At 68.7% G+C, this 24,275-nt stretch carries 23 protein-coding genes and 1 tRNA gene; 14 read left to right on the plus strand and 10 right to left on the minus strand.

Annotation, left to right across the window (positions count from 1 at the left end; all coding sequences use genetic code 11):
- Positions 1-12: 12 nt before the first annotated feature.
- Positions 13-738 (minus strand): dienelactone hydrolase family protein, encoded by a 726-nt coding sequence (locus QM693_RS23500; RefSeq protein ID WP_283353571.1) that lies wholly within the window; start codon positions 736-738, stop codon positions 13-15.
- 61 nt (positions 739-799) lie between these two features.
- Here QM693_RS23500 and hisC point away from each other — a divergent pair, with 61 nt between their 5' ends.
- Both hisC and QM693_RS23510 read left to right on the plus strand, forming a co-directional pair.
- Positions 800-1,876, plus strand: coding sequence for a histidinol-phosphate transaminase (hisC, locus tag QM693_RS23505; RefSeq protein ID WP_283353572.1), 1,077 nt, complete (start codon positions 800-802; stop codon positions 1,874-1,876).
- A gap of 89 nt (positions 1,877-1,965) precedes the next feature.
- Positions 1,966-3,666, plus strand: coding sequence for a bifunctional metallophosphatase/5'-nucleotidase (locus tag QM693_RS23510; RefSeq protein WP_283353573.1), 1,701 nt, complete (start codon positions 1,966-1,968; stop codon positions 3,664-3,666).
- Between the two features lie 9 nt (positions 3,667-3,675).
- Here the strand turns inward: QM693_RS23510 and QM693_RS23515 are convergent, their stop codons facing one another.
- A complete protein-coding gene (locus QM693_RS23515) occupies positions 3,676-4,677 on the minus strand; it encodes an alpha/beta hydrolase (protein WP_105413986.1) in 1,002 nt (333 codons plus the stop codon).
- A gap of 250 nt (positions 4,678-4,927) precedes the next feature.
- A complete protein-coding gene (locus QM693_RS23520) occupies positions 4,928-5,560 on the minus strand; it encodes a maleylpyruvate isomerase family mycothiol-dependent enzyme (protein WP_283353574.1) in 633 nt (210 codons plus the stop codon).
- Between the two features lie 94 nt (positions 5,561-5,654).
- Here QM693_RS23520 and QM693_RS37890 point away from each other — a divergent pair, with 94 nt between their 5' ends.
- From QM693_RS37890 to QM693_RS23540, 4 genes are read left to right on the plus strand one after another with little or no spacing between them, the layout of a single operon-like run.
- The gene (locus QM693_RS37890; RefSeq protein WP_283353575.1) at positions 5,655-5,969 is read left to right on the plus strand and encodes an ArsR/SmtB family transcription factor; all 315 of its coding nucleotides are present in this window, start codon (positions 5,655-5,657) and stop codon (positions 5,967-5,969) included.
- Entirely contained in the window at positions 5,969-6,952 is a 984-nt protein-coding gene (locus QM693_RS23530) for a TIGR03086 family metal-binding protein (protein ID WP_283353576.1), read from the plus strand. Before QM693_RS37890 ends, QM693_RS23530 begins: the two co-directional genes overlap by 1 nt.
- A gap of 25 nt (positions 6,953-6,977) precedes the next feature.
- On the plus strand, positions 6,978-7,769 hold the full coding sequence (locus QM693_RS23535; RefSeq protein WP_280781841.1) for a VOC family protein: 792 nt from the start codon (positions 6,978-6,980) through the stop codon (positions 7,767-7,769).
- A gap of 3 nt (positions 7,770-7,772) precedes the next feature.
- Positions 7,773-8,135: a TfoX/Sxy family protein gene (locus tag QM693_RS23540; protein WP_349307518.1), complete on the plus strand. Its 363-nt coding sequence runs from the start codon at positions 7,773-7,775 to the stop codon at positions 8,133-8,135.
- A gap of 53 nt (positions 8,136-8,188) precedes the next feature.
- Here the strand turns inward: QM693_RS23540 and QM693_RS23545 are convergent.
- Positions 8,189-8,276, minus strand: a tRNA-Ser gene (locus QM693_RS23545).
- 42 nt (positions 8,277-8,318) lie between these two features.
- Positions 8,319-8,801, minus strand: coding sequence for a MarR family winged helix-turn-helix transcriptional regulator (locus tag QM693_RS23550; RefSeq protein ID WP_005248780.1), 483 nt, complete (start codon positions 8,799-8,801; stop codon positions 8,319-8,321).
- 122 nt (positions 8,802-8,923) lie between these two features.
- On the opposite strand from QM693_RS23550, the gene QM693_RS23555 reads away from it, so the two are divergent.
- The gene (locus QM693_RS23555; RefSeq protein WP_280781843.1) at positions 8,924-9,919 is read left to right on the plus strand and encodes an NAD(P)H-quinone oxidoreductase; all 996 of its coding nucleotides are present in this window, start codon (positions 8,924-8,926) and stop codon (positions 9,917-9,919) included.
- 109 nt (positions 9,920-10,028) lie between these two features.
- Here QM693_RS23555 and QM693_RS23560 read toward each other — a convergent pair whose 3' ends face one another.
- Positions 10,029-11,231 (minus strand): cysteine desulfurase-like protein, encoded by a 1,203-nt coding sequence (locus tag QM693_RS23560; RefSeq protein ID WP_105413992.1) that lies wholly within the window; start codon positions 11,229-11,231, stop codon positions 10,029-10,031.
- Between the two features lie 133 nt (positions 11,232-11,364).
- Here QM693_RS23560 and QM693_RS23565 point away from each other — a divergent pair, with 133 nt between their 5' ends.
- The 6 genes from QM693_RS23565 (at position 11,365) to QM693_RS23590 (ending at position 16,869) form a co-directional block, all read left to right on the plus strand.
- Positions 11,365-11,949 carry a bacterial proteasome activator family protein gene (locus tag QM693_RS23565; RefSeq protein ID WP_105413993.1) on the plus strand — a complete coding sequence of 195 codons (585 nt, stop codon included), beginning with the start codon at positions 11,365-11,367 and terminating at the stop codon, positions 11,947-11,949.
- A 48-nt stretch (positions 11,950-11,997) separates the two neighbouring features.
- Positions 11,998-12,870: a galactan export ABC transporter permease subunit Wzm/RfbD gene (wzm, locus tag QM693_RS23570; protein ID WP_280781845.1), complete on the plus strand. Its 873-nt coding sequence runs from the start codon at positions 11,998-12,000 to the stop codon at positions 12,868-12,870.
- A gap of 12 nt (positions 12,871-12,882) precedes the next feature.
- Positions 12,883-13,779, plus strand: coding sequence for a galactan export ABC transporter ATP-binding subunit Wzt/RfbE (wzt, locus tag QM693_RS23575; protein ID WP_005571489.1), 897 nt, complete (start codon positions 12,883-12,885; stop codon positions 13,777-13,779).
- Complete coding sequence (gene glfT1 / locus QM693_RS23580; RefSeq protein WP_007298361.1) at positions 13,776-14,687, plus strand: galactofuranosyltransferase GlfT1; 912 nt, start codon at positions 13,776-13,778, stop codon at positions 14,685-14,687. The genes wzt and glfT1 overlap by 4 nt, the downstream gene beginning before the upstream one ends.
- Before the next feature lie 157 nt (positions 14,688-14,844).
- Entirely contained in the window at positions 14,845-15,927 is a 1,083-nt protein-coding gene (rsgA, locus tag QM693_RS23585) for a ribosome small subunit-dependent GTPase A (RefSeq protein WP_283332667.1), read from the plus strand.
- 66 nt (positions 15,928-15,993) lie between these two features.
- Positions 15,994-16,869, plus strand: a complete 876-nt coding sequence (locus QM693_RS23590) for a class I SAM-dependent methyltransferase (RefSeq protein WP_105413996.1) — start codon at positions 15,994-15,996, stop codon at positions 16,867-16,869.
- Here QM693_RS23590 and QM693_RS23595 read toward each other — a convergent pair.
- The 3 genes from QM693_RS23595 to QM693_RS23605 form a co-directional block, all read right to left on the minus strand.
- Positions 16,841-18,364: a glycosyltransferase family 39 protein gene (locus QM693_RS23595; RefSeq protein ID WP_283353578.1), complete on the minus strand. Its 1,524-nt coding sequence runs from the start codon at positions 18,362-18,364 to the stop codon at positions 16,841-16,843. The two genes, QM693_RS23590 and QM693_RS23595, sit on opposite strands and share 29 nt — an antisense overlap.
- Complete coding sequence (locus QM693_RS23600) at positions 18,361-20,250, minus strand: glycosyltransferase (protein WP_280781849.1); 1,890 nt, start codon at positions 20,248-20,250, stop codon at positions 18,361-18,363. The genes QM693_RS23595 and QM693_RS23600 overlap by 4 nt, the downstream gene beginning before the upstream one ends.
- Before the next feature lie 81 nt (positions 20,251-20,331).
- Complete coding sequence (locus QM693_RS23605; protein WP_283353579.1) at positions 20,332-21,135, minus strand: glycosyltransferase; 804 nt, start codon at positions 21,133-21,135, stop codon at positions 20,332-20,334.
- Between the two features lie 82 nt (positions 21,136-21,217).
- Between QM693_RS23605 and QM693_RS23610 the strand changes: the two genes are divergently transcribed.
- Positions 21,218-23,407: a glycosyltransferase family protein gene (locus QM693_RS23610; protein WP_349307519.1), complete on the plus strand. Its 2,190-nt coding sequence runs from the start codon at positions 21,218-21,220 to the stop codon at positions 23,405-23,407.
- Here the strand turns inward: QM693_RS23610 and QM693_RS23615 are convergent.
- The gene (locus QM693_RS23615; RefSeq protein ID WP_283353581.1) at positions 23,379-24,230 is read right to left on the minus strand and encodes an SGNH/GDSL hydrolase family protein; all 852 of its coding nucleotides are present in this window, start codon (positions 24,228-24,230) and stop codon (positions 23,379-23,381) included. The two genes, QM693_RS23610 and QM693_RS23615, sit on opposite strands and share 29 nt — an antisense overlap.
- Between the last annotated feature and the right edge of the window lie 45 nt (positions 24,231-24,275).

Here is a 24,275-nt window from a genome sequence, read left to right on the forward strand (position 1 = left end):
TGGATGGCCGCTTTATCGCAGGTGGCTGTCGAACCAGTCGAAGATCCGCCGCTGTGCGTCGACGATGGCCTGGGCACCCGGGTCGTCGTCCCTGCCGTCGGGCACCTGGGGCGGTTCGTCGGCCCGGTGCGCGAGGCCGGCATAACTCACGACGAGCCCCGCGACGTCCGACTTGGCGGTGGCGTCGCGCAGCCGCTCGACCTGATCGGGCGGCGTGGACGGATCGTCTTCCCCGTACAGACCGAGCCAGGGGGCCTTCAGGTCGGGGGCGGCGTGCACCAGCGCAGGCGCGTCCTCCGACAGCGGCTCGACGATCCCGCGGGCGGCGACACTCACGGCTGCGCCGACCGGACGCGTCGTCGCGACGAGCAGGGCGGCGGTCCCGGCGTCGTCGAAACCCAGCACGCCCACGCAGTCGGCGTAGATGCCCCGCGCGATCAGCCAGTCGAAGGTGGCGTCGAAGTCGGCGAACAGGGCGTCGCCGAACACCTCGACATCGCTCGGCGCCGGTTCCCGGTGGAAGAGGTGCGGCGCCACCGCCACCCACCCCTCCATCGCGAGCGAGCGCATCAGATCGAGGAGAGGTTCGCTGAAGGTACGCGACTCGTGCAGGACCACGATCCCGCCCCGCGCCGGACCGTCCGGTTCGACCGCGGTGAGCGGAACACGCACCTGAGGGCTTTCCGGCGCGTCTCCGGACGTCCGCAGGGCTGCACTGTCCCTGAAGAATCCCGACATGCCCCTACCTTGGCACGAAGGGGGCGTCGGCGCAGTGGATCGGGAGGCGCATAATCGCCTGGTGACTCCGCGAACCAGGGCAGACCTCGAGACGATTCCGGCCTACATCCCCGGCAAGAACTTTCCGGGCGCCATCAAGCTGGCGAGCAACGAGACCACACTGGGGCCGTTGCCGAGCGTGCGGGACGCCATCGCGGACGCCGCCGCCAATGCCAACCGGTACCCGGACAACGGTCACGTCGCCCTGATCGCGGCGCTCGCCGACCACCTCGGGGTGGCCACCGAGAACATCGCCGCGGGTTGCGGTTCGGTGAGCCTGTGCCAGGAGTTGGTGCAGGCCACCTGCAACGACGGTGACGAGGTCATCTTCGCGTGGCGGTCGTTCGAGGCCTACCCCGTGGTCACGCAGGTGGCCGGGGCGACGCCCGTCAAGGTTCCGCTCACCGCCGACCACGGTCACGACCTCGACGCGATGCTGGCCGCGATCACCGACCGCACCCGGCTGATCTTCGTCTGCAACCCGAACAACCCCACCGGCACCGCGCTGACGAATGCCGAACTCGAGCGGTTCCTCGACGCCGTCCCCGCCGACGTCCTGGTGGCCCTCGACGAGGCCTACTTCGAGTACAACCGGTCCGACGCCGACGGCATCGAACTGTTCCGCGGGCGCCCCAACGTGGTGGTGCTGCGCACGTTCTCCAAGGCCTACGGTCTCGCCGGCATCCGCGTGGGGTACGCGGTCGCCGATCCCGCGGTCGTCACCGCGCTGACCAAGGTGCACATCGCGTTCGCGGTCAATGCCGTCGCGCAGGCCGCCGCCATCGCGTCGCTGGCCGCGTCCGGAGAACTGCTGGCACGCACGGACGGGGTCGTCGCCGAGCGGAACCGGGTGCGCGACGCCCTGCTCGCCGCCGGGTACGAGGTGCCCGAATCGGCCGCCAACTTCGTCTACCTCCCGTTGGGCACCCACTCCGGGGCGTTCGCCGCCGCCAGCGCCGAGGCCAGTGTGCTGCTGCGCCCGTACGGCGACGACGGGGTGCGGATCACGATCGGCGATCCCGCGGAGAACGACGCGTTCCTCGCCTTCGCGACGAGCACCGAGGCCCGCTCGATCGCGAACGTCGCGGTCCGGGCGTAACGCTCGAGACGTAAACGTTACCCACGGGTATAACGCTCGTGACTCCTTGTTGGCAGACTCAGTGAGGTTTTGCCGAAGGGAGCCCCCACATGCGTCGCCGCGCCGCGCTCCGCACTGCCGTGCCGGCTGCCGGACTGGCGATGGCGCTGGCGATCTCGGTGACGGCGGGGCTGTCCGTGGCGCAGGCGCAGGACACCGCGGTCTCCGTCCGGCTCCTCGCCTTCAACGACCTCCACGGCAGCCTCGAACCGCCGCCCGGCATCCGCAGTCAGGTGAAGCACGCCGACGGCTCGCTGGTCCCGGCCGGCGGTGCCGCCTACCTGGCCGCGTACGTCGATCAGCTGCGCGGCCAGGCGACGCATTCACTGCTGTATTCGGTGGGCGACAGCTGGGGATCGTCGGCGCTCGAATCCGCGATGTTCCACGACGAACCGACCGTGCAGCTGCTCAACAGGATGGGCGTCGACGCGTCCGCGATCGGCAATCACGAACTCGACGAGGGATACACGGAGTTCCGGCGTATGCAGACCGGAGGCTGCCACCCCACCGACGGCTGCCGCTTCGGAAACACGTTCGAGGGCGCGAACTTTCCGCTCCTCGCAGCGAACATGGAGTTCGACGACGGCGCGCCCGCGACCCTGCCGTTCACCGTCGACTACGTCGAGGGAATCCCGGTCGGGGTCATCGCGACCATGCCCGCCGACACCGCGACGATGGTGACCCCGGAGGGGGTGGGAGGGCTGCGTTTCACGGACGAACTCGCGGCCGTCGACCGGACCGCGGATCTCCTCGACTTCTTCGGTGTGCGGGCCATCGTGCTGCTGATGCACAAGGGAGCCGAACCCATCGCCGACAACGGTCCCAATTCGTGCGAGGTGACATCCGGCCCCGCTCGCGACCTCGCACTGCGGGCGTCCCCGAAGGTCGACGTCATCTTCACCGCCGACAACCACCAGCAGTACAACTGCTCGTTTCCCGACCCGATGGGGAACCCGCGCGTCATGATGCAGGGCGCGTCGCACGGGCGCATCGTGTCGGTGGTCGACGTGTCGGTCGACCGCACCACCCGCGACGTCCTGCGCGACCGCGCGTCGGCGTTCAATCAGGTGGTCACCCACGACATCCCGTCGGACCCCGACATCCAGGCGCTCGCCGACGGTGCCGCCGCCCAGGCCTCCGAGATCGGTGCGGCGCGCGTGGCGTCGTTGTCGGGCGACCTCACCCGCGACGAGACCGGCAGCGGCGAGTCCACCCTCGGTAACGTCGTCGCCGACGCCCAGCTCGCGGCGGGGTCCGGGCACGGCGCCCAGGTGGCACTCACCAACCCGGGTGGACTCCGCGAGGATCTGCTGCGCGGCCCGGACGGCGCTGTCACCTACGGGCAGGCCTACGCCGCCCAGCCCTTCGGCAATACCCTCGAGGTCCTGGCAGTCACCGGCACGACCCTGAAAACTGCCCTGGAGCAGCAGTTCCAGCCGCGCGGAGACGGCACGATCACGGAGCGGATCCTCGCCCCGTCGAGTTCGCTGGCGTACACCATGAATCGTTCGGCGACTGTCGGCGAACGCATCTCGGACATCCGGGTGAACGGCGACGCCGTCGTCCCCGAGGGCACCTACCGGGTGGCCGTCAACAAGTTCCTCGCCGACGGCGGTGACGGTTTCGACGCTTTCCGCACCCGCGCCGAGGCCGTGCACGCGGGCTGCGACCTCGACGCGTTCACGGCGTATCTGGGGACGAATTCACCGGTGACGACACCGAACACCGACCGGATCACCGTGGTCGGCTAGAGACGCCGGTCAGACGCCGAGCGCGCTCTTCAGGACGGGCCACGACGTGCGCAGTTCGTCCTGCCAGTACGGCCACGAATGCGTGCCGAAGTGGCGGTAGATGAACGTCGCGGGGATCGCGAGGTGGGTCAGGCGCTGCTGGAACGTCTGCGTGCAGAGGTTCGCCGCCGCCTCGAGGGGGCCGCCCACCGCGATCGTGGACGCGATGTCTCCGCTGATCTCGTACGGTCCGGGGAGCCCGTTGCCCGTCGAGATGTAGATCTGCTTGCCGCGCAGGGCTTCGGCGTTCACCGAGGGGTCGTGCGCGGTCCAGGCCGGATCGGTGTCGGGACCCCACATGTTGGCCGGGTTGCCGCCCTTGAACGCCACCGTGCCCCGCACCGAGTCCCGCGAGCTGGGCTGGGTGTTGTCGAGGCATCCGCTGTAGGCGGCGAGCCCGCGGTAGAGCTGCGGGTGCCGGGTGACGAGGTTGGCGGCTCCCATCGCGCCCATCGACACACCCGCGACGGCATTGACGCCGTTGCCGCTGAAGTTCTTGTCGATGATCGGCGGGAGTTCGTTGGCCAGGAATGTCTCCCACTTGTTGACCCCCAGCGTGGGGTCGGGCTGCTGCCAGTCGGTGTAGTAGCTGGCGGTGCCGCCGACCGGGAGCACCACGTTGACCTTCTTGTCGGCGAAGAACTGGACCACGTCCGTCTTCTGCGTCCAGGTGCTTTCCCGGAAGTCCGACTCGGCGCCTGCGCTGACCCCGTCGAGCAGGTACAGCGACGGCCTGGATCCGCCACCGGCGGGGTGCAGCACCTGCACCTGCACGACGCGGCCCATGGCGGGGGAATTGATGAAGACGGCACTACGGGTGTCGGTGAGCGGCACGATCTTGTCGACGCTCGCGACGCCATTCAACGGAGGCGCGACCGGAGCAGGCGCCGGATCGGCCACTGCAGTGAACGCCGGCCCCATGAGGGTCAGTGACACTGCCAGACCGACGGCAGCCAATGCTTCGCGACGCATAAAGAAATCCCTCTTCCCCGGACTGTGTGGACCCCGATTGCACAGTACAAACTGCGTCCGGTCAACAAGAGCTTAGAGGTTTTGTGACAGCTGTGTGCTCCAGCGTGATCGGGTTGTAGTCATCACGGTCCGCGGCCGGTCGTCCGGGCTCATCCGCCTCGGCAGACGCACCCGTTTCACGCAGCCGAACCCCTTCCGGGGCCCTGACGGGTGCGGCTACTCAGAAGGGGTGCGTGTGGATGACTTGCCGTTACTTGGGCAGGGCGGACTTCAGCTGGTCGAGACCGTCGCCGCCGAGTTCGTCGAGCGCGGCGCGGCGACCCGTCATCGCCAGCACGAGCGCCAGCATCGGCCCGGAGACCTCGGGCCCCGATCCGGTGGACCAGTCGGTGTCGGTTGCCCGCAGCGTCAGTCCCGCGACCCGGGACTTCGACCCGATCAGCAGGTTCGAGTTCTTGTAGAAGTCGGCGACGCGGACGACCGCGTCCATCGGGTACTCGTGTGCGATCCCGAGCGGTCTGCGGATGTCCTCGGCGTGGACGATGATCTCGCCCAGCATGGCGTCGATCGGGCCGGGCGGGCGCGTGGAGTCACTCATGTGCGCCCGGAACTCGTCGAGCGACTCCGCCGGTGTTCCTTCCTCTTCGTGTGCGATGTCCTTCTCGAACATGGTGTTGATCCGGAATCCCGACCCGACGAGTTTTCCGACGAACTTCGGCGGCGTCATCTTCTCCGTCGCCGTGATGTGCGCGAACACGTCCCGCACGGTCCACCGTTCGCAGAGCGACGGCGTCGACCACTGGATATCGGTCAGCGGTTCGAGGTCGTCCACCAGGGCGCGGCGTTCGTCGTGAATCGTGGGCCAGGGGCTTGACGTTGTCATTTCTCACTCCCTCGTCGCCATGAATTCTCCCACCTCACGACCGCTGCGGCGAGACCCATTGCACAACGTGTTAGTCACGACTAACGTATTGGTCGTGCTCGATCAGTTGGAAGTCGCAGCTGAGCCCACCCGGAGACGCCTCATGCAACTGCTGACGTCAGGTGAACAGACCGTCAACAACCTCGCCGCACACTTCCCCGCGAGCCGGTCGGCGATATCGCAACATCTCCGGGTGCTCACCGAGGCCGGGCTGGTTACTGCGCGCAAGGACGGACGCTTCAGGTACTACCGGCTCGACCCACAGGGACTCGCGCAACTGCGCGCGTTGTTCGACTCCTTCTGGATCGACGAACTCGACCGCCTCGTCGCGGACGCCACCGAGGAAGCAGCTTCCAAAGGAGACAGCTGATGCCATTCGACAAGACCGTCGTCGTCCCGCTGGACCCGGACGCCACGTTCGACCTCGTCACCCGACCGGAACGCTTGCGGCGATGGCAGACCGTCGCGGCCCGCGTCGACCTGCAGGCAGGTGGCGAGTACCGGTGGACCGTCGTTCCCGGACATTCGGCCGCGGGCACGTTCCGCGAGGTCGTGCCCGGCAAGCGGGTGGTGTACACGTGGGGCTGGGAAGGTGACGACGAACTCCCACCGGGAGCGTCCACCGTGACGGTGACACTCACCCCCACCGCCGGCGGGACCGAGGTGCGACTCGTGCACGACGGACTCACCGACGAACAGGCCGTCCGCCACGCGGAGGGCTGGAACCATTACCTCGACCGTCTCGTCGCCGCCGCGCAGAAGAGCGACGCCGGACCCGACGACTGGGCGGCCGCGCCCGATCCACTCGACGAACTGTCCAGTGCCGAGGCGACACTGGCCGTCGTCCAACGCGTTCTGCGCGACGTCACGGCCGACGACATGTCCAAGCAGACGGCGTGCACCGAGTTCACCGTCTCGCAGCTCGCCGACCATCTCGTCGGTTCGATCACGGCCCTCGGAGGCGCGGCGGGCGCGACGTTCGACGACGACCCCGGCAAACCTGTCGAGGCCAGAATCGCCGACCTCGCGCAACCCGCGCTGGAGGCGTGGCGCACTCGCGGGCTGGACGGCACGGTGACGATCGGGACGAACCACCCTCCCGCCACCGTCGCCGCGGGAATCCTCTCGATCGAATTCCTCGTCCACGCCTGGGATTTCGCCGCAGCAATCGGCGGCGACGTGGCCGTATCCGAGCCTCTCGCCGAATACGTGCTGTCGCTGACCCACAAGATCATCACGCCCGAAGGCAGGAAGGCCGTCGGGTTCGATGACCCCGTACCCGCCCCGCACACCAGCGACGCGGTCACCCGGCTCATCGCCTACACCGGTCGCCGCCCCGTCCCGGCGGCCTGACACCTCACACGGAAAGGGTCCAGTCATGCCCATCAAGTCGGAATACGCCCAGGGAACACCGGACTGGGTAGACCTGCAAACCAGCGATCAGGACGCCGCCAAGAAGTTCTATGCGGAACTGCTCGGCTGGGAATACGACGACCGGCCGATGCCCGAAGGCCCCGTCTACTCGATGGCCACCGTGCGCGGCGAGAACGTCGCCGCCATCGCGCCACTACAACCCGATGCGGCCGCAGCCGGGGCGCCGGCGAATTGGAACACCTACATCGCCGTCGACGACGTCGACGCGACGGTCGCGAAGGTCCCCGGCGCAGGCGGCCAGGTCCTGATGCCCGCGTTCGACGTGGGGGAAGCGGGCCGCATGTCCTTCGTCACCGACCCCACCGGGGCGGCCGTCGGATTGTGGCAGGCGAACAAGCACATCGGCGCCACCCTCGTCGGCGACCCGGGCGCCTGCCTGTGGAACGAACTGAACACCGACGACGTCGACACGGCGCTCGCGTTCTACAACAGCGTCTTCGGGATCACGTCGTCGAAGATGCCGATGGGACCGGAGTACACCTACACGCTGCTGGAGGTGGGCGACGACCAGGTCGGTGGATGCGGTGAGCCGATGAAGCCCGGCACCCCGAACCACTGGCGGGTGTACTTCGCCGTCGAGGACGTCGACGCCAGCGCCGCGAAGGCCGTCGAACTCGGCGGCACGATCGTCGAAGAAGCGATGGACATCCCCACCGTCGGTCGCATGGCCGCGGTCACCGACCCGCAGGGCGCGATCTTCAGCATCATGACGCCCGAGGAACGTCAGGATCAGTAGACCGTGAAGATGCCCAGACCCTCCGAGGAGGACAAACAGTTCTTCCGGTCGCTGATCCCCGACACCCCCGGCATCGAGGTGAAGCCGATGTTCGGCAACCTGGGCGCGTTCGTCAACGGCAACATGTTCGCCGGACTCCTCGGACCGAAAGTCGGGGTGCGATTCCTGACCGAGCAGGCGAGGGACGAGCTGGCGTCGTCCGACGGCGTCGGCCCGTTCGGTCCGGGAGAAAAGCCGCTACGCGAGTACCTGGCCCTGCCGGACCGGTGGCGCGACACCCCGAACCGCGCCGCACCGTGGGTGGAACGCGCGATCGCCGAGATCGGCGCACTGCCGCCGAAGCAGCCGAAACCCCGGAAGAGGTAGAGATACGACAACAGCCCTGACCTGGAAGAAACCAGATCAGGGCTGCCGGTCGTTGGCGGAAGCGGAGGGATTTGAACCCCCGGTCGCTTTCACGACGCTCGCTTTCAAGGCGAGTGCATTCGGCCGCTCTGCCACGCTTCCGTGGGCGATCTTATCGGTAGGGAGGCGTCGGCGGGCAACCGGTCAGCGGTCGCCGATGGCCTTGTCGACGCGTTCGAACACCTCGGCGAGAACCTTCAGCTGAGACTTGGTGAGCAGATCGACGAGGTTGCTGCGCACCCCGGCCACATGGGTGGGGGCCGCCTCGGCCAGCCGGGCGCGACCTTCGTCGGTGATGACGGCGAGCACTCCGCGGCCATCTTCGAGGCACGTGTCGCGGGTGACCATGCCCTGCGCTTCCATCCGCCGGATCTGGTGGGTGAGTCGGCTGCGGGAGGACAGGACGCCGTCCGCGAGATCGCTCATGCGCAGCGAACCGTCCGGCGACTCGGACAGCAGCACCAGAATGCGGTAATCCGCCAGCGACAGATCGTGTTTCTCCTGCAGATCCCGGTTGAGGACGTCCATCAGCCGCTGATTGCCGTCCATGTACCCGCGCCAGGCGCGCATCTCGGCCGGGGTCAACCAATTGGTCGCGGCTTCGGCGTCGGAGGTTTCTGCTGTCACAGGTTCACAGTCTAGTAGTGCGACATTACTTTCCAGTAGCGTGCGGTCCCCGGGAACGCCGAGGGACCGCTGTGATCGGTCACATCCACCGGGCGCCGACGCATTTCGCTAGCGTCGTCCCCATGTATGCGATCACGATCGATCAACCGGGCGGCCCCGAAGTCATGAAGTGGGCGGAGCAGCCCGACCCGGAACTTCCACCCGGCCACGTCCTCCTCGACGTGGCCGCGACGGCCGTCAACCGCGCCGACCTGTTGCAGCGTCAGGGGTTCTATCCCCCGCCGCCCGGAGCCAGCGACATCCTCGGGCTCGAATGTTCCGGCACGATCGCCGAACTCGGCGAGGGAGTGTCGGGGTGGTCCGTCGGCGACCAGGTGTGTGCGCTGCTGGCCGGCGGCGGATACGCGGAGAAGGTGGCCGTCCCCGCGTCGCAGCTGCTCCCGCTGCCCGAAGGGGTGGACCTGCTCGTCGCCGCGTCGCTGCCGGAGGTCGCGTGCACGGTGTGGTCGAACGTCGTGATGGGCGCCGGACTGTCCCGCGGCGACGTGCTGCTGGTACACGGCGGTGGCGGCGGCATCGGCACCCACGCCATCCAGGTGGGCGTCGCACTGGGGGCGCGCGTGGCCGTCACCGCCGGCTCCGAGGAGAAGCTGGCGCGCTGCCGCGAACTCGGCGCCGACATCCTCGTCAACTACCGCGAAGCCGATTTCGTCGACGAGATCCGCAAGGCGACCGATGGACACGGCGCCGATGTGATCCTCGACAACATGGGTGGCTCGTACCTCGACCGCAACGTCGACGTGCTTGCCGCCGACGGCCGGCTGGTCGTCATCGGCATGCAGGGCGGCCGCAAGGGCGAACTGGACCTCGGCAAGTTGCTGTCCAAGCGCGGCCACGTGACGGCGGCCGGACTGCGGGGGCGGGCCGAGTCGGGACACGAGGGCAAGGCCGAGATCGTCGCCGACGTCCGCAAGCGGCTGTGGCCGCTGATCGCAGAGGGCGCGGTCCAGCCCATCGTCTCGGCGGAACTGCCCATCACCGAGGCTCCGCGCGGGCATGAACTGCTGGACTCGGCGGACACCGTCGGCAAGGTGATCCTGACGATCCCGCGGAACTGACGGTCTGCCTGCTTCCGTCGCCCGATGTGACATTCGTCCACTCGAGCGGAACGAATGTCACATTGGGCGCACCGGGCGGCGGACGCAGCGGGCAAAGCGGGCGGCGGGCTCAGCCCAGGGTGGCGAGCTCGTTCACGAGCTGGTCGATCTCGTAGCGGGTGGTGTACGGCGCGAGACCGATGGTGACGGCGCCGCCCTCGTCGTTGACGCCGAGTGCGTCGAGCAGCCGGGAGCCGCCGTGGACGCCGCTGACGGTGGCGATGCGCTTGTCGGCGAGGTGCGACGCGACCTTGTCGGCCGAGACTCCGGCGACGGTGAAGCTGAGCGTCGGGACCCGGCTGGGCGAGCGCCCGATGACCATGACCTGCGGCAGCCGCTTCAGCGACGACATGAGGTGGTCGAACAGGGTGTCCTGGTAATTCTGCAGCGAGCTGATGGACGTCTCGAGTTTCTGACGCCGGGAACCGGTGGCCGATTCGTCGAGGTTCGCGAGGAAGTCGATCGACGTGGTGAGGCCGGCGAGGAGCGCGAACTGGTGCACCCCGACCTCGAGACGTTCGACACCCCGCGCATACGGGTTGAGCGACACGGCGGGGATGCGGTCGAGGAGGGTGGGGTCGCGGAAGACGAGCGCCCCGACCTGCGGCCCGCCCCAGGAGGTGGCGCCGACGGCGACGACGTCCGCTCCGAGTTCGTTGATGTCGACGTGCGCGTACGGGGCGGCGCCGATCGCGTCGACGACCATCAGTCCCCCGACTTCGTGGACGCGGTCCGAGGCGACGCGGACGTCGGGCGCCGATCCGACGATCGGGGATGCGGCGGTGAGTGCGACGAGACGCGTCGTGGTGGTGATGAGGTCCTGGAACTGCCAACTGGGGAGTTCGCACGTCTCGATCTCGACCTCCGCCCACCGCACCTGGGCGCCGTAGCGGCTGGCGACTCGGAGCCAGGGCGCGACGTTCGCTTCCTCGTCGAGGCGGGAGAGCACCAGCCCGGTTCCGAGGCCGAGTCGCGTGCTCAGCGACTCCGCCAGCCAGGCGAGGAGAACGGATCGGTCGGGTCCGAGTACGACCCCGGCGGGATCACCTCCGACCAGGTCGGCGACGGCTGCTCGGGCCGCATCGAGTACCGCCGCACTGCGCCGACTGGACACATGTCGCCCGGTCGACGAAGAGGCAGACGCCCGGAAGGCCGTGGAGACAGTGCGCGACACCGCGTCCGGAATCTGCATGCCGGCCTGCGGATCGAGATGGATCCAACCGTCGCCGAGTGAGGGGATGAGTCCCCGAACGCGGGCAACGTCGTAAGCCATGCCCGACACTCTAAGACCCCAAGTCAATACGGTCGAAGCCAGCCGTCGATTGTTGTGGAGTGCAACAAAGGTGGAATGGGCCCAAATCGGACGCACCTTCGCACTGCCGAGCGGGAACAGCCAAGATGGAGGCATGACGAACTCGGAGAATGAACACGTCGTCGTGATCGGCCCCGACGGTCAGCCCATGGCCATCCCCGTCGCCGAGGCCGCGACCAAGCCCGAGGGCTCCGAATCCGCCGCGGACGCGAACGGCAACGGCACGGAGTCGGTGGCCGACATGGTGGAGCAGCCGGCCAAGGTCATGCGCATCGGCACGATGATCAAACAGCTCCTCGAGGAAGTGCGCGCCGCACCGCTCGACGACGCCAGCCGCAACCGGTTGAAGGAGATCCACAAGTCGTCGATCCACGAGCTCGAGCAGGGCCTCGCCCCCGAGCTGCGCGACGAGCTCGAACGTCTCACCCTGCCCTTCACCGACGACACCACCCCCACCGACGCCGAACTCCGCATCGCGCAGGCGCAGCTGGTGGGGTGGCTCGAAGGACTGTTCCACGGCATCCAGACGGCCCTGTTCGCCCAGCAGATGGCGGCCCGCTCCCAGCTCGAACAGATGCGTCAGGGAGCACTGCCTCCGGGCATCAGCATGGGCAACCCGCACGGGGCGCACAATCACGATCCGGGGTCGCAGTCGAGCGGTACCGGCCAGTACCTGTAGCAACGGGCGAAACAGCATGGAACTCGACTCCCGGTAGGCTCGGTGCCCGTGTCAGCATCCGCTATCGAAACCGAGGCCGCAGGCGGCCCGCTCCCGGCGTCCGACTCGCAGACCTTCCGTCGCGCGTTCAAGGACCTCAGGGACGGCTTCGCTCAGCGCGAGCTGTGGCTGAGCCTCGGCTGGCAGGACATCAAGCAGCGCTACCGCCGGTCGGTGATCGGCCCGTTCTGGATCACGATCGCGACCGGCGTGCAGGCCGCGGCGATGGGCATCCTGTACTCCGCCCTGCTGGACATCCCGCTGGACGAGTTCCTGCCGTACGTCACCGTGGGTCTGATCGTCTGGAACCTGATCAGCGCGAGCATCCTCGAAGGATCCGAGGTGTTCATCGCCAACGAGGGGCTGATCAAACAGTTGCCGTCGGCGCTGAGCGTCCACGTCTACCGGCTGGTGTGGCGGCAGCTGCTGCTGTTCGCCCACAACCTGGTGATCTACGTGGTCATGTTGTTCGCGTTCGGCGTGTGGCGGCACCTGACCTGGATGTCGCTGGCCGCGATCCCGGCGATCGCGCTGATCGTCGTCAACGCGGCGTGGGTGTCGATCATGTTCGGCATCTTCTCCACCCGGTACCGGGACATCGCGCCGATCCTCGGCAGCATGACGCTGCTGCTGTTCGTGCTGACACCGATCATGTGGACGACGCAGAGCCTCGAAGCCCAGGGCGGGCAGGCTGCCGAGCGCGTCAAGCTCGCCGAGCTGAACCCGCTGTTCCACTACCTCGACATCGTGCGCGCGCCCATGATCGGTCAGGACCAGCAGGCGTACCACTGGTACATCGTGCTGGCCATCACCGTCGTCGGGTGGGCCGCCGCCATCCTCGCGCTTCGCAAGTACCGGGCCCGAGTGCCCTACTGGGTTTAGGGGTCTGAAGCAATGACAGAGCATGTGAGTATCGAGACGCGGGACGCCTGCGTCGACTTCCCGATCTTCGACGCCAAGTCCCGGTCGCTGAAGAAGGCGTTCCTCGGCAAGGCCGGCGGGTCGATCGGGCGCAACAACTCGGACGTCGTGGTGGTCGAGGCCCTGCGCGACATCAACCTGTCGCTGAAGGAAGGCGACCGGATCGGCCTGGTCGGCCACAACGGCGCCGGCAAGTCGACGCTGTTGAGGCTGCTGTCCGGCATCTACGAACCCACCCGCGGCAGCGCGAGCATCCGCGGCCGCGTGGCCCCGGTCTTCGACCTCGGTGTGGGCATGGACCCCGAGATCTCCGGCTACGAGAACATCATCATCCGCGGACTGTTCCTCGGGCAGACCCGCAAGCAGATGCTCGCGAAGATGGACGAGATCGCCGAGTTCACCGAGCTGGGCGAGTACCTGTCGATGCCGCTGCGCACGTATTCCACCGGTATGCGCGTGCGCGTCGCGATGGGTGTGGTCACCAGCATCGACCCGGAGATCCTGCTGCTCGACGAGGGCATCGGCGCCGTCGACGCGGAGTTCATGAAGAAGGCACGCGTGCGTCTGCAGGCGCTGGTGGAGCGCTCCGGCATCCTGGTGTTCGCCAGCCACTCCAACGAGTTCCTCGCCCAGCTCTGCGACAGGGCGATGTGGATCGACCACGGTCAGATCCGGCAGCAGGGCGGCATCGAGGACGTCGTCCGCGCGTACGAGGGTGACGACGCCGCCGACCACGTCCGCCACGTCATCTACGAGATGGACCGGGAGAAGTCCGGGCTCACCGCTTCGGCCGAACGGGACGCCCGTAGCGACAGATCGAACGAGCGACCCGTTCGTACGGCCGCGGAAGCCGAGGCGGAGTCCGCGTGAGCGCTGCTGCCGAGCGGATCGTCGGTGTCGTCGTCACCCACAAGCGCCGCGAACTGCTGGCGGAGTCGCTGAAGGTCCTCGGCTCGCAGACGCGTCCGCTGGACCATCTGGTGGTCGTGGACAACGCCGCCGAGGACGACGTGCGTGAGCTCGTCGAATCGTCCGGGATCCCTGTCAGCTACCTCGGTTCGCAGCACAACCTGGGCGGGGCGGGCGGCTTCGCGCTCGGCATCCTGTACGCCCTCTCGCTCGGCGCCGACTGGGTGTGGCTCGCCGACGACGACGGACGGCCCGAGGGGCCGAAGGTCCTGGAGACGCTGCTCGACTGCGCGCAACGGCACGGGCTGGCCGAGGTCTCCCCCGTGGTCTGCGACATCGACGACCCCGACCGTCTCGCGTTCCCGCTGCGCCGCGGGGTGGAGTGGCGACGGCTGCGTTCCGAACTGTTCGCCGACGGCGACGACTCCGCCGACCTGCTGCCGGGCATCGCGTCGCTGTTCAACGGCGCCCTGTTCCGCGCGTCGGCGATCGACACGGTCGGCGTTCCCGACCTGCGTCTGTTCGTCCGCGGCGACGAGGTGGAGGTGCATCGCCGGCTGGTGCGGTCGGGGCTGCCGTTCGGCACCTGCCTGCAGACGGCGTACGTGCACCCGAACGGCGCGGAGGAGTTCAAGCCGATCCTCGGCGGCCGGATGCACACGCAGTACCCGGACAACGAGACGAAGCGGTTCTTCACCTACCGCAACCGCGGCTATCTGCTGTCCCAGCCGGGCATGCGGAAGCTGCTGCCGCAGGAATGGGTGCGGTTCGGGTGGTACTTCCTCGTCACGCGGCGTGATCCGCAGGGTCTGCGGGAGTGGATGCGGTTGCGGAAGCTGGGCCGTCAGGAGCGGTTCGAGCGCCCGTAATTCGGTTGCGCCCGGGTTCCGCCGGGTGGGAGCATCGTGGGGTTCCGGTCTGAGAATCTCGATGTGTTGCGAAGGAGTGAGTGTCCGATGACTGTCTCGTCGGTCGACGCCGTGTGCGTCCACTCCCCCTTCCCCCTCGCCTGACCGAACCCGCGCAGTGGTCCGGTCGGCGCTCATCGACCCGAGGATCACACCCACCATGTTCGACCCTGGACAACTCCTGCCCTACGGCTGGAACGACACACTTTCCGACACCTTCGACAACTACCCGGCCGACGGTCGCGAGCCCGGTCGGGTGATCCGCGTGGACCGCGGTCGCTGCGACGTCGCGACGCCCGCGGGCGTCGTCCGCGCGCTCGCGGGCGAGCACCCGCTCTGCACCGGCGACTGGGTGACGCTCCACCCTCACGGTGACGAGATTGCCGTCGCCGACCTGCTCCCCCGGCGCAGCGCGATCGTCCGGTCGTCCGCGTCCGGCCGGTCGGAGGGCCAGCTCCTCGCGGCCAACGTCGACACGGTGGTGATCGCCGCCGCACTCGACACCGCCCTCGATCTCGGACGCATCGAACGCCTGCTCGCCCTGGCGTGGGAGAGCGGCGCCCAACCGGTGGTCGCGCTCACCAAATCCGATACCGTGCAGGATGTTTCCCTCGCGACCGCGGAGGTGGCGGCGGTAGCGCCGGGTGCGACGGTGCTCGCGGTGAGCGCCGACACCGGCGACGGCATCGACGTCCTCACCGCCGTCATCGACGGAACGGTCGCGCTCATCGGACCGTCCGGCGCGGGCAAGTCGACGCTCGCGAACGCGTTGCTCGGCGAGGACGTGCTCGCCACCGGTCGTGTCCGCGAGGGCGACCACAAGGGACGTCACACGACGGCGCACCGCGAACTCCTGCCGCTGCCCTCAGGGGGTGCCCTGATCGACACGCCGGGACTGCGGGGTGTCGGCATGTGGGACACCGCCGACGGCATCGACAAGACGTTTCCCGAGATCGAGGAGTTCGCGGCGCAGTGCCGGTTCGCGGACTGCTCCCACACGGCCGAACCCGGCTGCGCGGTGCAGGGCGCGGTGGAGCGCGGCGCACTGCCCGAACGCAGGCTCGCCAGCTACCGCAAGCTGATTCGGGAGAACGGCTGGATCGCGTCTCGCACCGACGCGAGGCTCCGGGCCGAGCGTGAACGCGAGTGGAAGAGCATCGCCCGCTGGCAGCGGCAGATGTACCGCAGTCGCGGTCACTGACGCGGGCGTCCGACCCGCATCCCGGTTCGAGCGGTGAGCCGGGATGCGGACTGGCAACATGGGTATATGTTCGATCTTCGGAGAAAGGCCCGTCTCAAGCTTCAACGTGCCATGTCCGAGGTGGTGGCCGAATCGGATCGGCGGTCCCGCGAGCTCACCGAGAACCAGCACGACCAGACCCTGGCCGAGCTGAGCGCGACCAACCAGGAACTCGCGCGGGTGCTGTCCGAGCTGTCCGATGCCCGCATGGAGATCTCCGACGTCCAGCAGCGGCTCGGCGAACTCGAGCAGCAGGCCCGCCGCGACATCACGCAGGCGCTGGACGTGCGGGCCACGAACGAGGCCGCGGCGTTCGTGCTCGAGCACATGCCGAAGGCGCCCGTGTTCTGGAATCCGCAGGACACACTGCGCTACGGACTGTCGCAGGTGGAGGTCGAGGGACTGGCCCTCGAGTTCGGGGTGGCGTCGGGCACCACGCTCCGGATCATCGTCGAACAGTTGAAGGACGCCGAGCACGAGGTGTTCGGGTTCGACGTGTTCTCCGGTTTGCCGCAGACCTGGCGCACCGGATTTCCCGCCGGGGAGTTCGCGCAGCAGAAACTGCCGCACGTGCGGGGCGCGCAGCTGGTGCCCGGACTGTTCGAGGACACGCTGGCGGGCTTCCTCGAGAAGCACCCGGGTCCGGTGTCGTTCGTGCATCTCGACGCCGACCTGTACTCGTCCACGAAGTCGGTGCTCGACCGGCTCGAACGGCGGCTGGTCGCGGGCACGGTGATCGTGTTCGACGAGTTCTTCAACTTCCCGGGCTGGCAGGAGCACGAGTACCGGGCGTGGACGGAGTTCGTCGACCGCACCGGCGTCCGCTTCGAGTACCTGAGTTACACCGCGAACCACGAGCAGGTGGTCGTGCGGATCACCGCACCAGCTTCACCGCCTGCGTGACGTTGAACGTCGCGCGTTCGTCGATCCGCAGCCCGGACCGCGCGAGCACGGCGAACGCCTCGGTGTCCTCGAAGTGGTACGGCGGCAGCGTCCACACCTCGTTGGACGTGTGCCGGATGACGCGCTCGGTGTCGCGGTCGTAGTCGGTGAAGAACCAGACCACCGAGCAGGAGCCGATCGGGCCCGCGAGGTCCGGGACGGCGAGTTCGTCGTCCCACAGCGACCCCCGGCTCGCGGCCGTGGTCCCGAGCCCGATGTCGCGGGTGCCGTCGAATGCCTCCGGCCGCACGTTCTTCACGAGCCGCAGCGACGTGGGATTCCAGGCCGGTTTGTCGAACAGCACGCAGTCGCCGGGGCGGAGGTGTTCCCCGGCGAAACCGTTGACGGTGCTGAAGTCCATGCCGCTGGGTTTCGCCCACTGCTCGCGCTGGTCGAGGTAACTCGGCGATGCGGCCACCGCGAACACCGCGATCACCGCGGCGGACTGCCACCACTTCCGGGCCAGGGCGGCCAGGCAGAGTCCGCCGACGAGGGCCACCGCGGGCGTCGTGAATGTGAAGTACCGCGGGAGATACACCGGGCTGCGCAGAAGCGAATACGCGAGCAGCGTCGCCATCGGCACCGCGATCCACGGCAGCGCGACGGACAGCACCGGGGGCAGACGGCGACCGCGCACCAGCGCCACCGACCCGGCCACCACCAGGACGGCGAACAGCATCGCGAACCACGGTGCGCCGACGAACCACTGGTACTCGGCGACGGCCCGCGGCAGGTGCCCGTCGAGCGGCGGGATCCACGCCACCTGGACGGATTCGCGGCGCACCAGCACCACGAACGGCGCCGCGACCAGCGCCCCCGCTGCCGCGGCGGACGTCCATCCGAGCCAGGACCGCCGGGCCTCGCGCAGCAGCAGGATCGTCAGCAGGTGCGCGGGAACGAGGGTGATCAGGTAGACGAACAACACGATCGACACCGCCAGGGCGGCGGCGTACAGCGCCCACAGCCACCACCGCCGGAGCCTCAGTGCCGCAAGGAGAATCACGGTCAGCCAGACCGCGGCCGCCGCCGTGGCCGCGTAGCCGCGAGCCTCCGCGGCCGCCCACGTGACGCTGGGCAGGATCACGAACAGGATCCCGGACGGCACCGCCACCCGCCTGGTCGAGATCAGCGCACCGAGCACCACCACCCCTGCGCCCGCCGCGCCCGCGGCCAGGGCGCTCGGGAACCGGGCCGAGAACTCGGAGGCACCGAACGTCGCGAACCAGTAGCGCATCCCGACGTAGTACAGCCCGTGCACGGCATCGATGTGGCCGAGCAGATTCGACAGGTCGGGGCGGGACCGCTGACTCGAGTACAGCGTCGCGACCTCGTCGTACCAGAACGACGGACGCCAACTCCACGCCGCGCCGAGCACCACACCGACAGCGAAGACGAGGAACGAATCCCGGAGCAGCCCCCGCACATCGCGGGCCTGCAACGGTCCGGCCGACGTCACTGACCGTAGAGGCGAGCCCAGTTCTCCCGGCTGGTGAGCTGCGGCAACGCATCCCGGTACTGGCGCTGCGTCGACGCCGCATCCTCGCGGAACCGCTTCATCAGCTTCGCCGTCCGGGCCGTGAGCTCCCGGGCCGTCTCCTTGTCGCGGCGGCGCACCCGCACCCCGGACTGGGAGGCGTCGGTGATGACCGCGGTGTCGAACAACGACACGTGCCACCAGTGTGCCTCGGCCACAGGGATACTCGCGACACCGTGCTGGGTGCGGCCGAGCCACTGGTACGCGGCCCGCTTGGCGAGGACGAGGTCGATCTTGCTCTTGTCCGGCTCGAAACCGGCGTACCGGGTGACGAGGTCGGAGTTGCGGACACCGGGAATGTTCGACGCGGGGTGCTTGACGGTTTCGGGGAACCGCTTGCGCTCCTCACGGATCGACGCCAGCACGGCCTGACCGCCGTCCTCGAGCACCTTTGGGCCCTCGAGGAAGTCCTCGATACCGCGAATCATGGTGTACGCCAACCCGTACTGCATCGACACGAGGTACTGGGTGATCTCCCGCGTCATCCTCTTGCTCAGCGACTTGGCGTCGAAGTCACTGTGCAGCGCGGCCGCGATCAGCGAGTTGCGGATGCTGAAGTACTTGGCCCAGTCATCGCGGTCCTTCCAGTGGAAGTCCGCGTGCCACACACCGGCGTTGGGCAGGGTGACCGTGACGAATCCGGCGGCGCGGGCGCGGATGCCGTACTCGATGTCGTCCCACTGGAAGAACATCGGCAGCGGGAGCCCGATCTGCGCGACCACCTCGGCGGGGATCAGACACGACCACCACGCGTTGTAGCCGGCGTCGACGCGCTTGTGCTGCTTCTTCTTGATCAGGTTGATGTCGTGCCGCGACCCGGCCGCCCAGCGGCCCGCCTTCAGCTTCGACAGGTCCGCTTCCTCCGCGCTGACGTGCAGGTGCTCCGGGTTCATCAGGTACAGCATCTGCGCGCCGACGAGCGTCGGCTCGGTGGTGACGTTGGCGAATGCGTTCATCCGCAGGATCGACTCCGGCTCGCACAGGATGTCGTCGTCCATCAGGATCAGGTTGGCGTGCTCGTTGATGCCCGAGACCTCGTACATGCCGCGGGTGAATCCGCCGGCCCCGCCGAGATTCGGCTGCCGCAGGTAGACGAGCTTGTCGCCCAGGATCTCGGCGACCTCGGTGAACTTCTCCCGGTCCGACACGTGGTCGCTGCCCTGGTCGACCACGTACACGGCGTCGATGCCGGACGCCATCGTCGAGTCGTTCGCGATGGCGGCGACGGTCTCGGCGCAGTCGTCGGCGCGGTTGAACGTGCAGATCGCGATCGCGGCGGGCCGGATCACCGACGGCGCGGCGACGGTCCATTCCAGTTCGCTCACCGCGAGGGGGCCGTCGACGGCGGTGAACTCCACCCACAGGGAACCGCCGTCGAGGTACGCGTCCAGCTTCGCCGACAGCGTCGCCGTGCCCGAGCCGTCGATCTGCGTCGTCGCGAGGATGCGCGAGTTTCCGCCCGAATCGGAGCCGCGCAGCGCCACCACGGCGCGACCGTCGGCCTCGTGGTGGAACCCGACGGTCACGTCGGTGACCGTGGTCCAGCGCTGGTAGTAGCTGGCCGCGAACCGGCCGAAGTAGGTGTCGGTGTCGACCGTCGCACCCTTCTCGAGGTTCACGACGTGGCGCTCGCGGTGGGCGCGGCCCTTGACGATCCTGGCGTACAGGTCGTCCTTGACCCGGGTGGTCGGTCCCGTGAAGAGACCTCGCGCCACCACGAGGCGGTCGGGTGCGCGATGCTCGGTGAGAGCACTCCGTACCGCGGCCGTGCTCCCGTCCACAGGTGCTACCGACGCAGACTCGTTCATAGTGCTCCTACTGTTCCCCGCGAGAGGTGGGCTGGACCGCGCCACGGCGACGGCACGATCCTCTTCTCGGTTCGCAGGGTATCAACCCCGCGACGCGCTCCCCGACCATGCGAGGCGCCCTCCGTCCCGGTGACGGGCCCGCAGCCGGAACAGCCCCACCCCCATCGCGAGCACATCGGCCCTGGATATGCGGGTTTCGTGGCTGTCGTGATCTGCGCTCAGACGCACCGGGACCTCGACCGGCACGATGCCCGCCCGCTCCGCGAGGTAGACGAGTTCGGTGGTGAACAGGAACCCGGGCTCGACGAGGTCGGGAACCAGTCTGCGCATGAGGTCGCCGTCCATCAGGACGGTGCCCTGGGGGTCGCCCGTGCGCATCCCGAGAACCACGCGGCGCAGCGCCGCAAAACCCCACGTCAGGGTTCCCCGGAGCGCGCCGCGTCGCACCTGCGAGTCGGGGTGGGCCTTGGAACCGATCACGACTTCGGGCAGCCGGCCGTCGTGGCCGGCGGCGAGCGTCTCGGCACCGTCGAGGTCGTCGAACCCGAACGGCAGGTCGTCGGCGGTCAGCAGCACGTGCGCGCCGCGACTCGCCTCCGCTCCCGTCCGCAACGCGTTGCCCATGCCCTTCTCGCTCCGCAGGACGGTCAGCGACACGGGTCCGGGTGCCCAGTCGGCGGCCAGGCGGCCGCAGATGTCCACGGTGGCGTCGGTGGAACCGTTCTCCACCACGATGATCTCGACGTCGTGACCGGCCAGTCGTTCGGCCAGCCGGTGGACGGTCTGCTCGATGACGGCGGCGGAATTGTAGGCGGGGACGACGACCGACAGCGCCTTCGGCGCACGTGCGCCTTTCTGGTCGTGGGAACAACCGAAAAGGCGCACGGGCGCAGCCTAACTCGTAGGCTCGGAGTCCGTGGCACCCTCCGCGTCCGTGTCCTCGACGTTCACCCGATCGATACACCGCATGCCCGAGTGGATGGTGGCACTGGCGGTCGCGGTGGCTGCCGCGGCAATCGCGACGATTCCCCGGATCGTGTACGACCGCTTCTACTACGGCGGCGACATGCTGGAATCGTTCGTGCCGTCCTGGCACCGGATCGGCGCGGAACTCCTGGCCGGGCGGTGGCTCACCGTCAATCCCGACGCCTGGATCGGCGGAAACTACGCGGGCGAGGCCGCGTACGGTCTGTACAACCCGGTCAATCTGGCCAACTACATCCTGGCCGCGACATTCGAGAACCTGTCCGTCGCGGCGTTCGTGATCATGGCCGAGTTCCTCGCGCTGTTCGCCCTCGCCACGTATCTGCTGTGCCGCGAATACGGTGCTCGCCGCGGTCCCGCGATCCTCGCCGGACTGACCATTCCGTTCAGCGGTTTCACCCTGTTCTACGAGGCGGCGGGCTGGCCGTCCGGGATGATGGCCGTCGCGTGGGTGACGCTGTTCTGGTGGTCGGCGTTCCGCCTCTCCCGCGGTCGCACGAACCCGCTGGTCACCTTTGTGATCGGCGCACTGACGGTGAGCATGGGCAACCCGTACGCCGCGCTGGGTGCCGTCGTCGTTCTCCTCGGCATCGGGATCGGCCTCCTCGCGCAGCGGCAGTTCTTCCGGTTGCTCGTGCTGGTGATCACCGGCGCGTGCGCGGGCACCGCCGCGCTGGTGACGTACCTGCCGCTGTTCCTCAGCGTCGACGTCACCACCCGCGCAGGCAGCACCGGCATCTTCAACGACACGTTCCTGCAGCCGCAGAGCGGTGGCCTCGCGGGAATGAGCAGCCCGTCGTATCTCCCCGTCATCATGACGTTCGGCGGGCCGGTCGAGGTGATCCCGTCGCTGTACCTCGCGTGGTTCGTGCTGCCGCTGCTGCCGTGGCTGCCGTGGGGCCGGATCCTCACGCTGTTCGCGTCCGCGGAGTTCCGTCGCGCGCACGGGCGACCACTGATCAGCCTGCTCGTGATCGCGGTCGTCTACTTCCTCTTCACGTTCGGACCGTCGAACGTCGGGATGTTCCGGTGGCCGATCCGGCTCGTCGAATACCTGTACCTGTGCGTGGTGATCGGCCTGGCGCTCGCGATGTCGCTGGGCATCGCGCGCGACCGGGTGCGTCACCGGGCTACGGCGTCGGCGGTGCTGATCGCGCTGGGCTTTTACCTGGCGTTCTCGTCCTCACCCGCCCTGACGCTGCGGCACACCCTGTTCGCGCTGCTCGTCGCGGCGCTGTGCGTGCTCGCGTACACCGGCTGGCGCACGCGGGGCCCGAATGCTCTCGTCGCCGCCCTGGTCCTGGGCACCGTGGTGGTGGCCGCCGCGCAGGTCTGGTCCCTCACCCACGACGTCGAGCGCGACAGCCGCGTCGACCCGGCGAGCACGTCGGTGCTGTCCGAGCAGACGGACCGCTACCAGGGCACCGTGCTGCAACTCGCCGACCTGGACGACACGTCCCACGAGGACGTCACCGCCGGCCGGATCCTGTTCGGCAACGAGATCATGGCCTCGTCCGTCGAGGGCAGCATCAACGCCTACACCGGCATCGGGTTCACCGAGTTCCAGGAAGCCCTGTGCATGGACTACCGCGGCGCCGTCTGCCCCGGGGTGTACGCGGCGCTGTGGCAGCCCGTAAACGCGGACATCCCGATCCCGCTGATCGACTACCTGCGGGTGTCGACGCTCGTCGTGGAGCACGGGCTCGTGCCCGAGGTCGCGACAGCACCGCCCCCACCCGGCTGGCACGTCACCGAACGCAGCGACTCCCGGACGGTGTTGCAGCGTGACCGGCCGCTTCCCCTGCCCGGCCGCGTGGCGTTCGCGTCCGACGGCGTCCGGGTGCTCTCGTCCGACACGAGCGCGGTGACGGAGACCGTGCGGGTGGCAGGCAGCGGCGGCACCGTCTGGTTCGCGCGCCTCGCGTGGCCCGGCTACTCGGCCACCGTCGACGGCGAACCGGTGGACGCGACCGCGGGGTGGCACGGTCTGCTCGAGGTGTCGGTGCCGCCGGGTGACCACGAACTGGTCGTGACGTTCCGGCCGCCGCGGCAGAACCTGTCCGTGGCGGCGTTCGGCGCCGCGACGGTCGTGGTGCTGATCCTGTCCGTCGTCGATGCGGTGCTGCGCAGGCGCAGGCGCAGGCTCAGCGCGGAGACCACTCGGACGACGTGAACGCCGACGCCTCGGTGGAACCGGATCCCGCGACCGCCGCGGACGACAACGCGTCGGCGATCAGCTGGTGTCCGATCTGGTTCGGGTGGTCGCCGTCGTCGGCGAGCAGTCCGGTGGGGTCGCCGTCGCCCCACGTCCCCTTGAACGTGCTGAACAGGTCGACGTAGGTGGCGCCCTCGGCACCCGCGACCTCCGAGATGACGTCGTTGGCGCGCAAGGTCAGCACGGCGCTGTCCCGGAGGAACTGCGGGCCGTACAACTCGCGGGCCACGTCGCCGTCGGGGAAGACGTCCCAGTACCCGGTGACAAGCACCGCGGTCGGCTGCCCGGCCCGCAGTTCGGCGATGCGGTCGAGCACGGACGTCAGCGTGGTCTGCAGCTGCGGGAGAACGGGTTCGAAGCAGCCGAGGCCGTCGTCGCCACCGCAGTCGCCGTCCAGGTAGTCGTCGAGTTCGGCGTAGAAGTCGTTGGCGCCGATCGTGACGGTGACGAGGTCGGCGTCACGGACGGCGTCGGCGTCGTATTCGCCGGGTTCGAGGGAGTCGAGCAGGTCGGTGCTCGTCCAGCCCCCGACGCCCAGGTTGGCGACCTGCACCGGCAGCGCGTCGTCGCCGGACAGCTGATCGCCGAACAGTTCCACGAACGGCGTGCAGCCGGGGCATCCGTCACCGGCCGGGATGGAATCCCCCAGGCCCACGAGGGTCGCGGCCGGCGGCGGCGATTGTGGCTGCGGCTGCGCCACGGGCGGTGCCACAGTCGTGGAACAGCCGGCGAGGAGCGGAATCAGGACCGCTACGGGAACACCGAGAATCCAGCGTCGCACGGGGCCTCCCCATCACGTCCTGCGCCTCGGAGGGAGCGCTCGTCA

Origin of the sequence: Rhodococcus sp. IEGM 1305, assembly GCF_030058635.1 — a bacterium.
Lineage (GTDB): Bacteria > Actinomycetota > Actinomycetes > Mycobacteriales > Mycobacteriaceae > Rhodococcus_F > Rhodococcus_F opacus_D.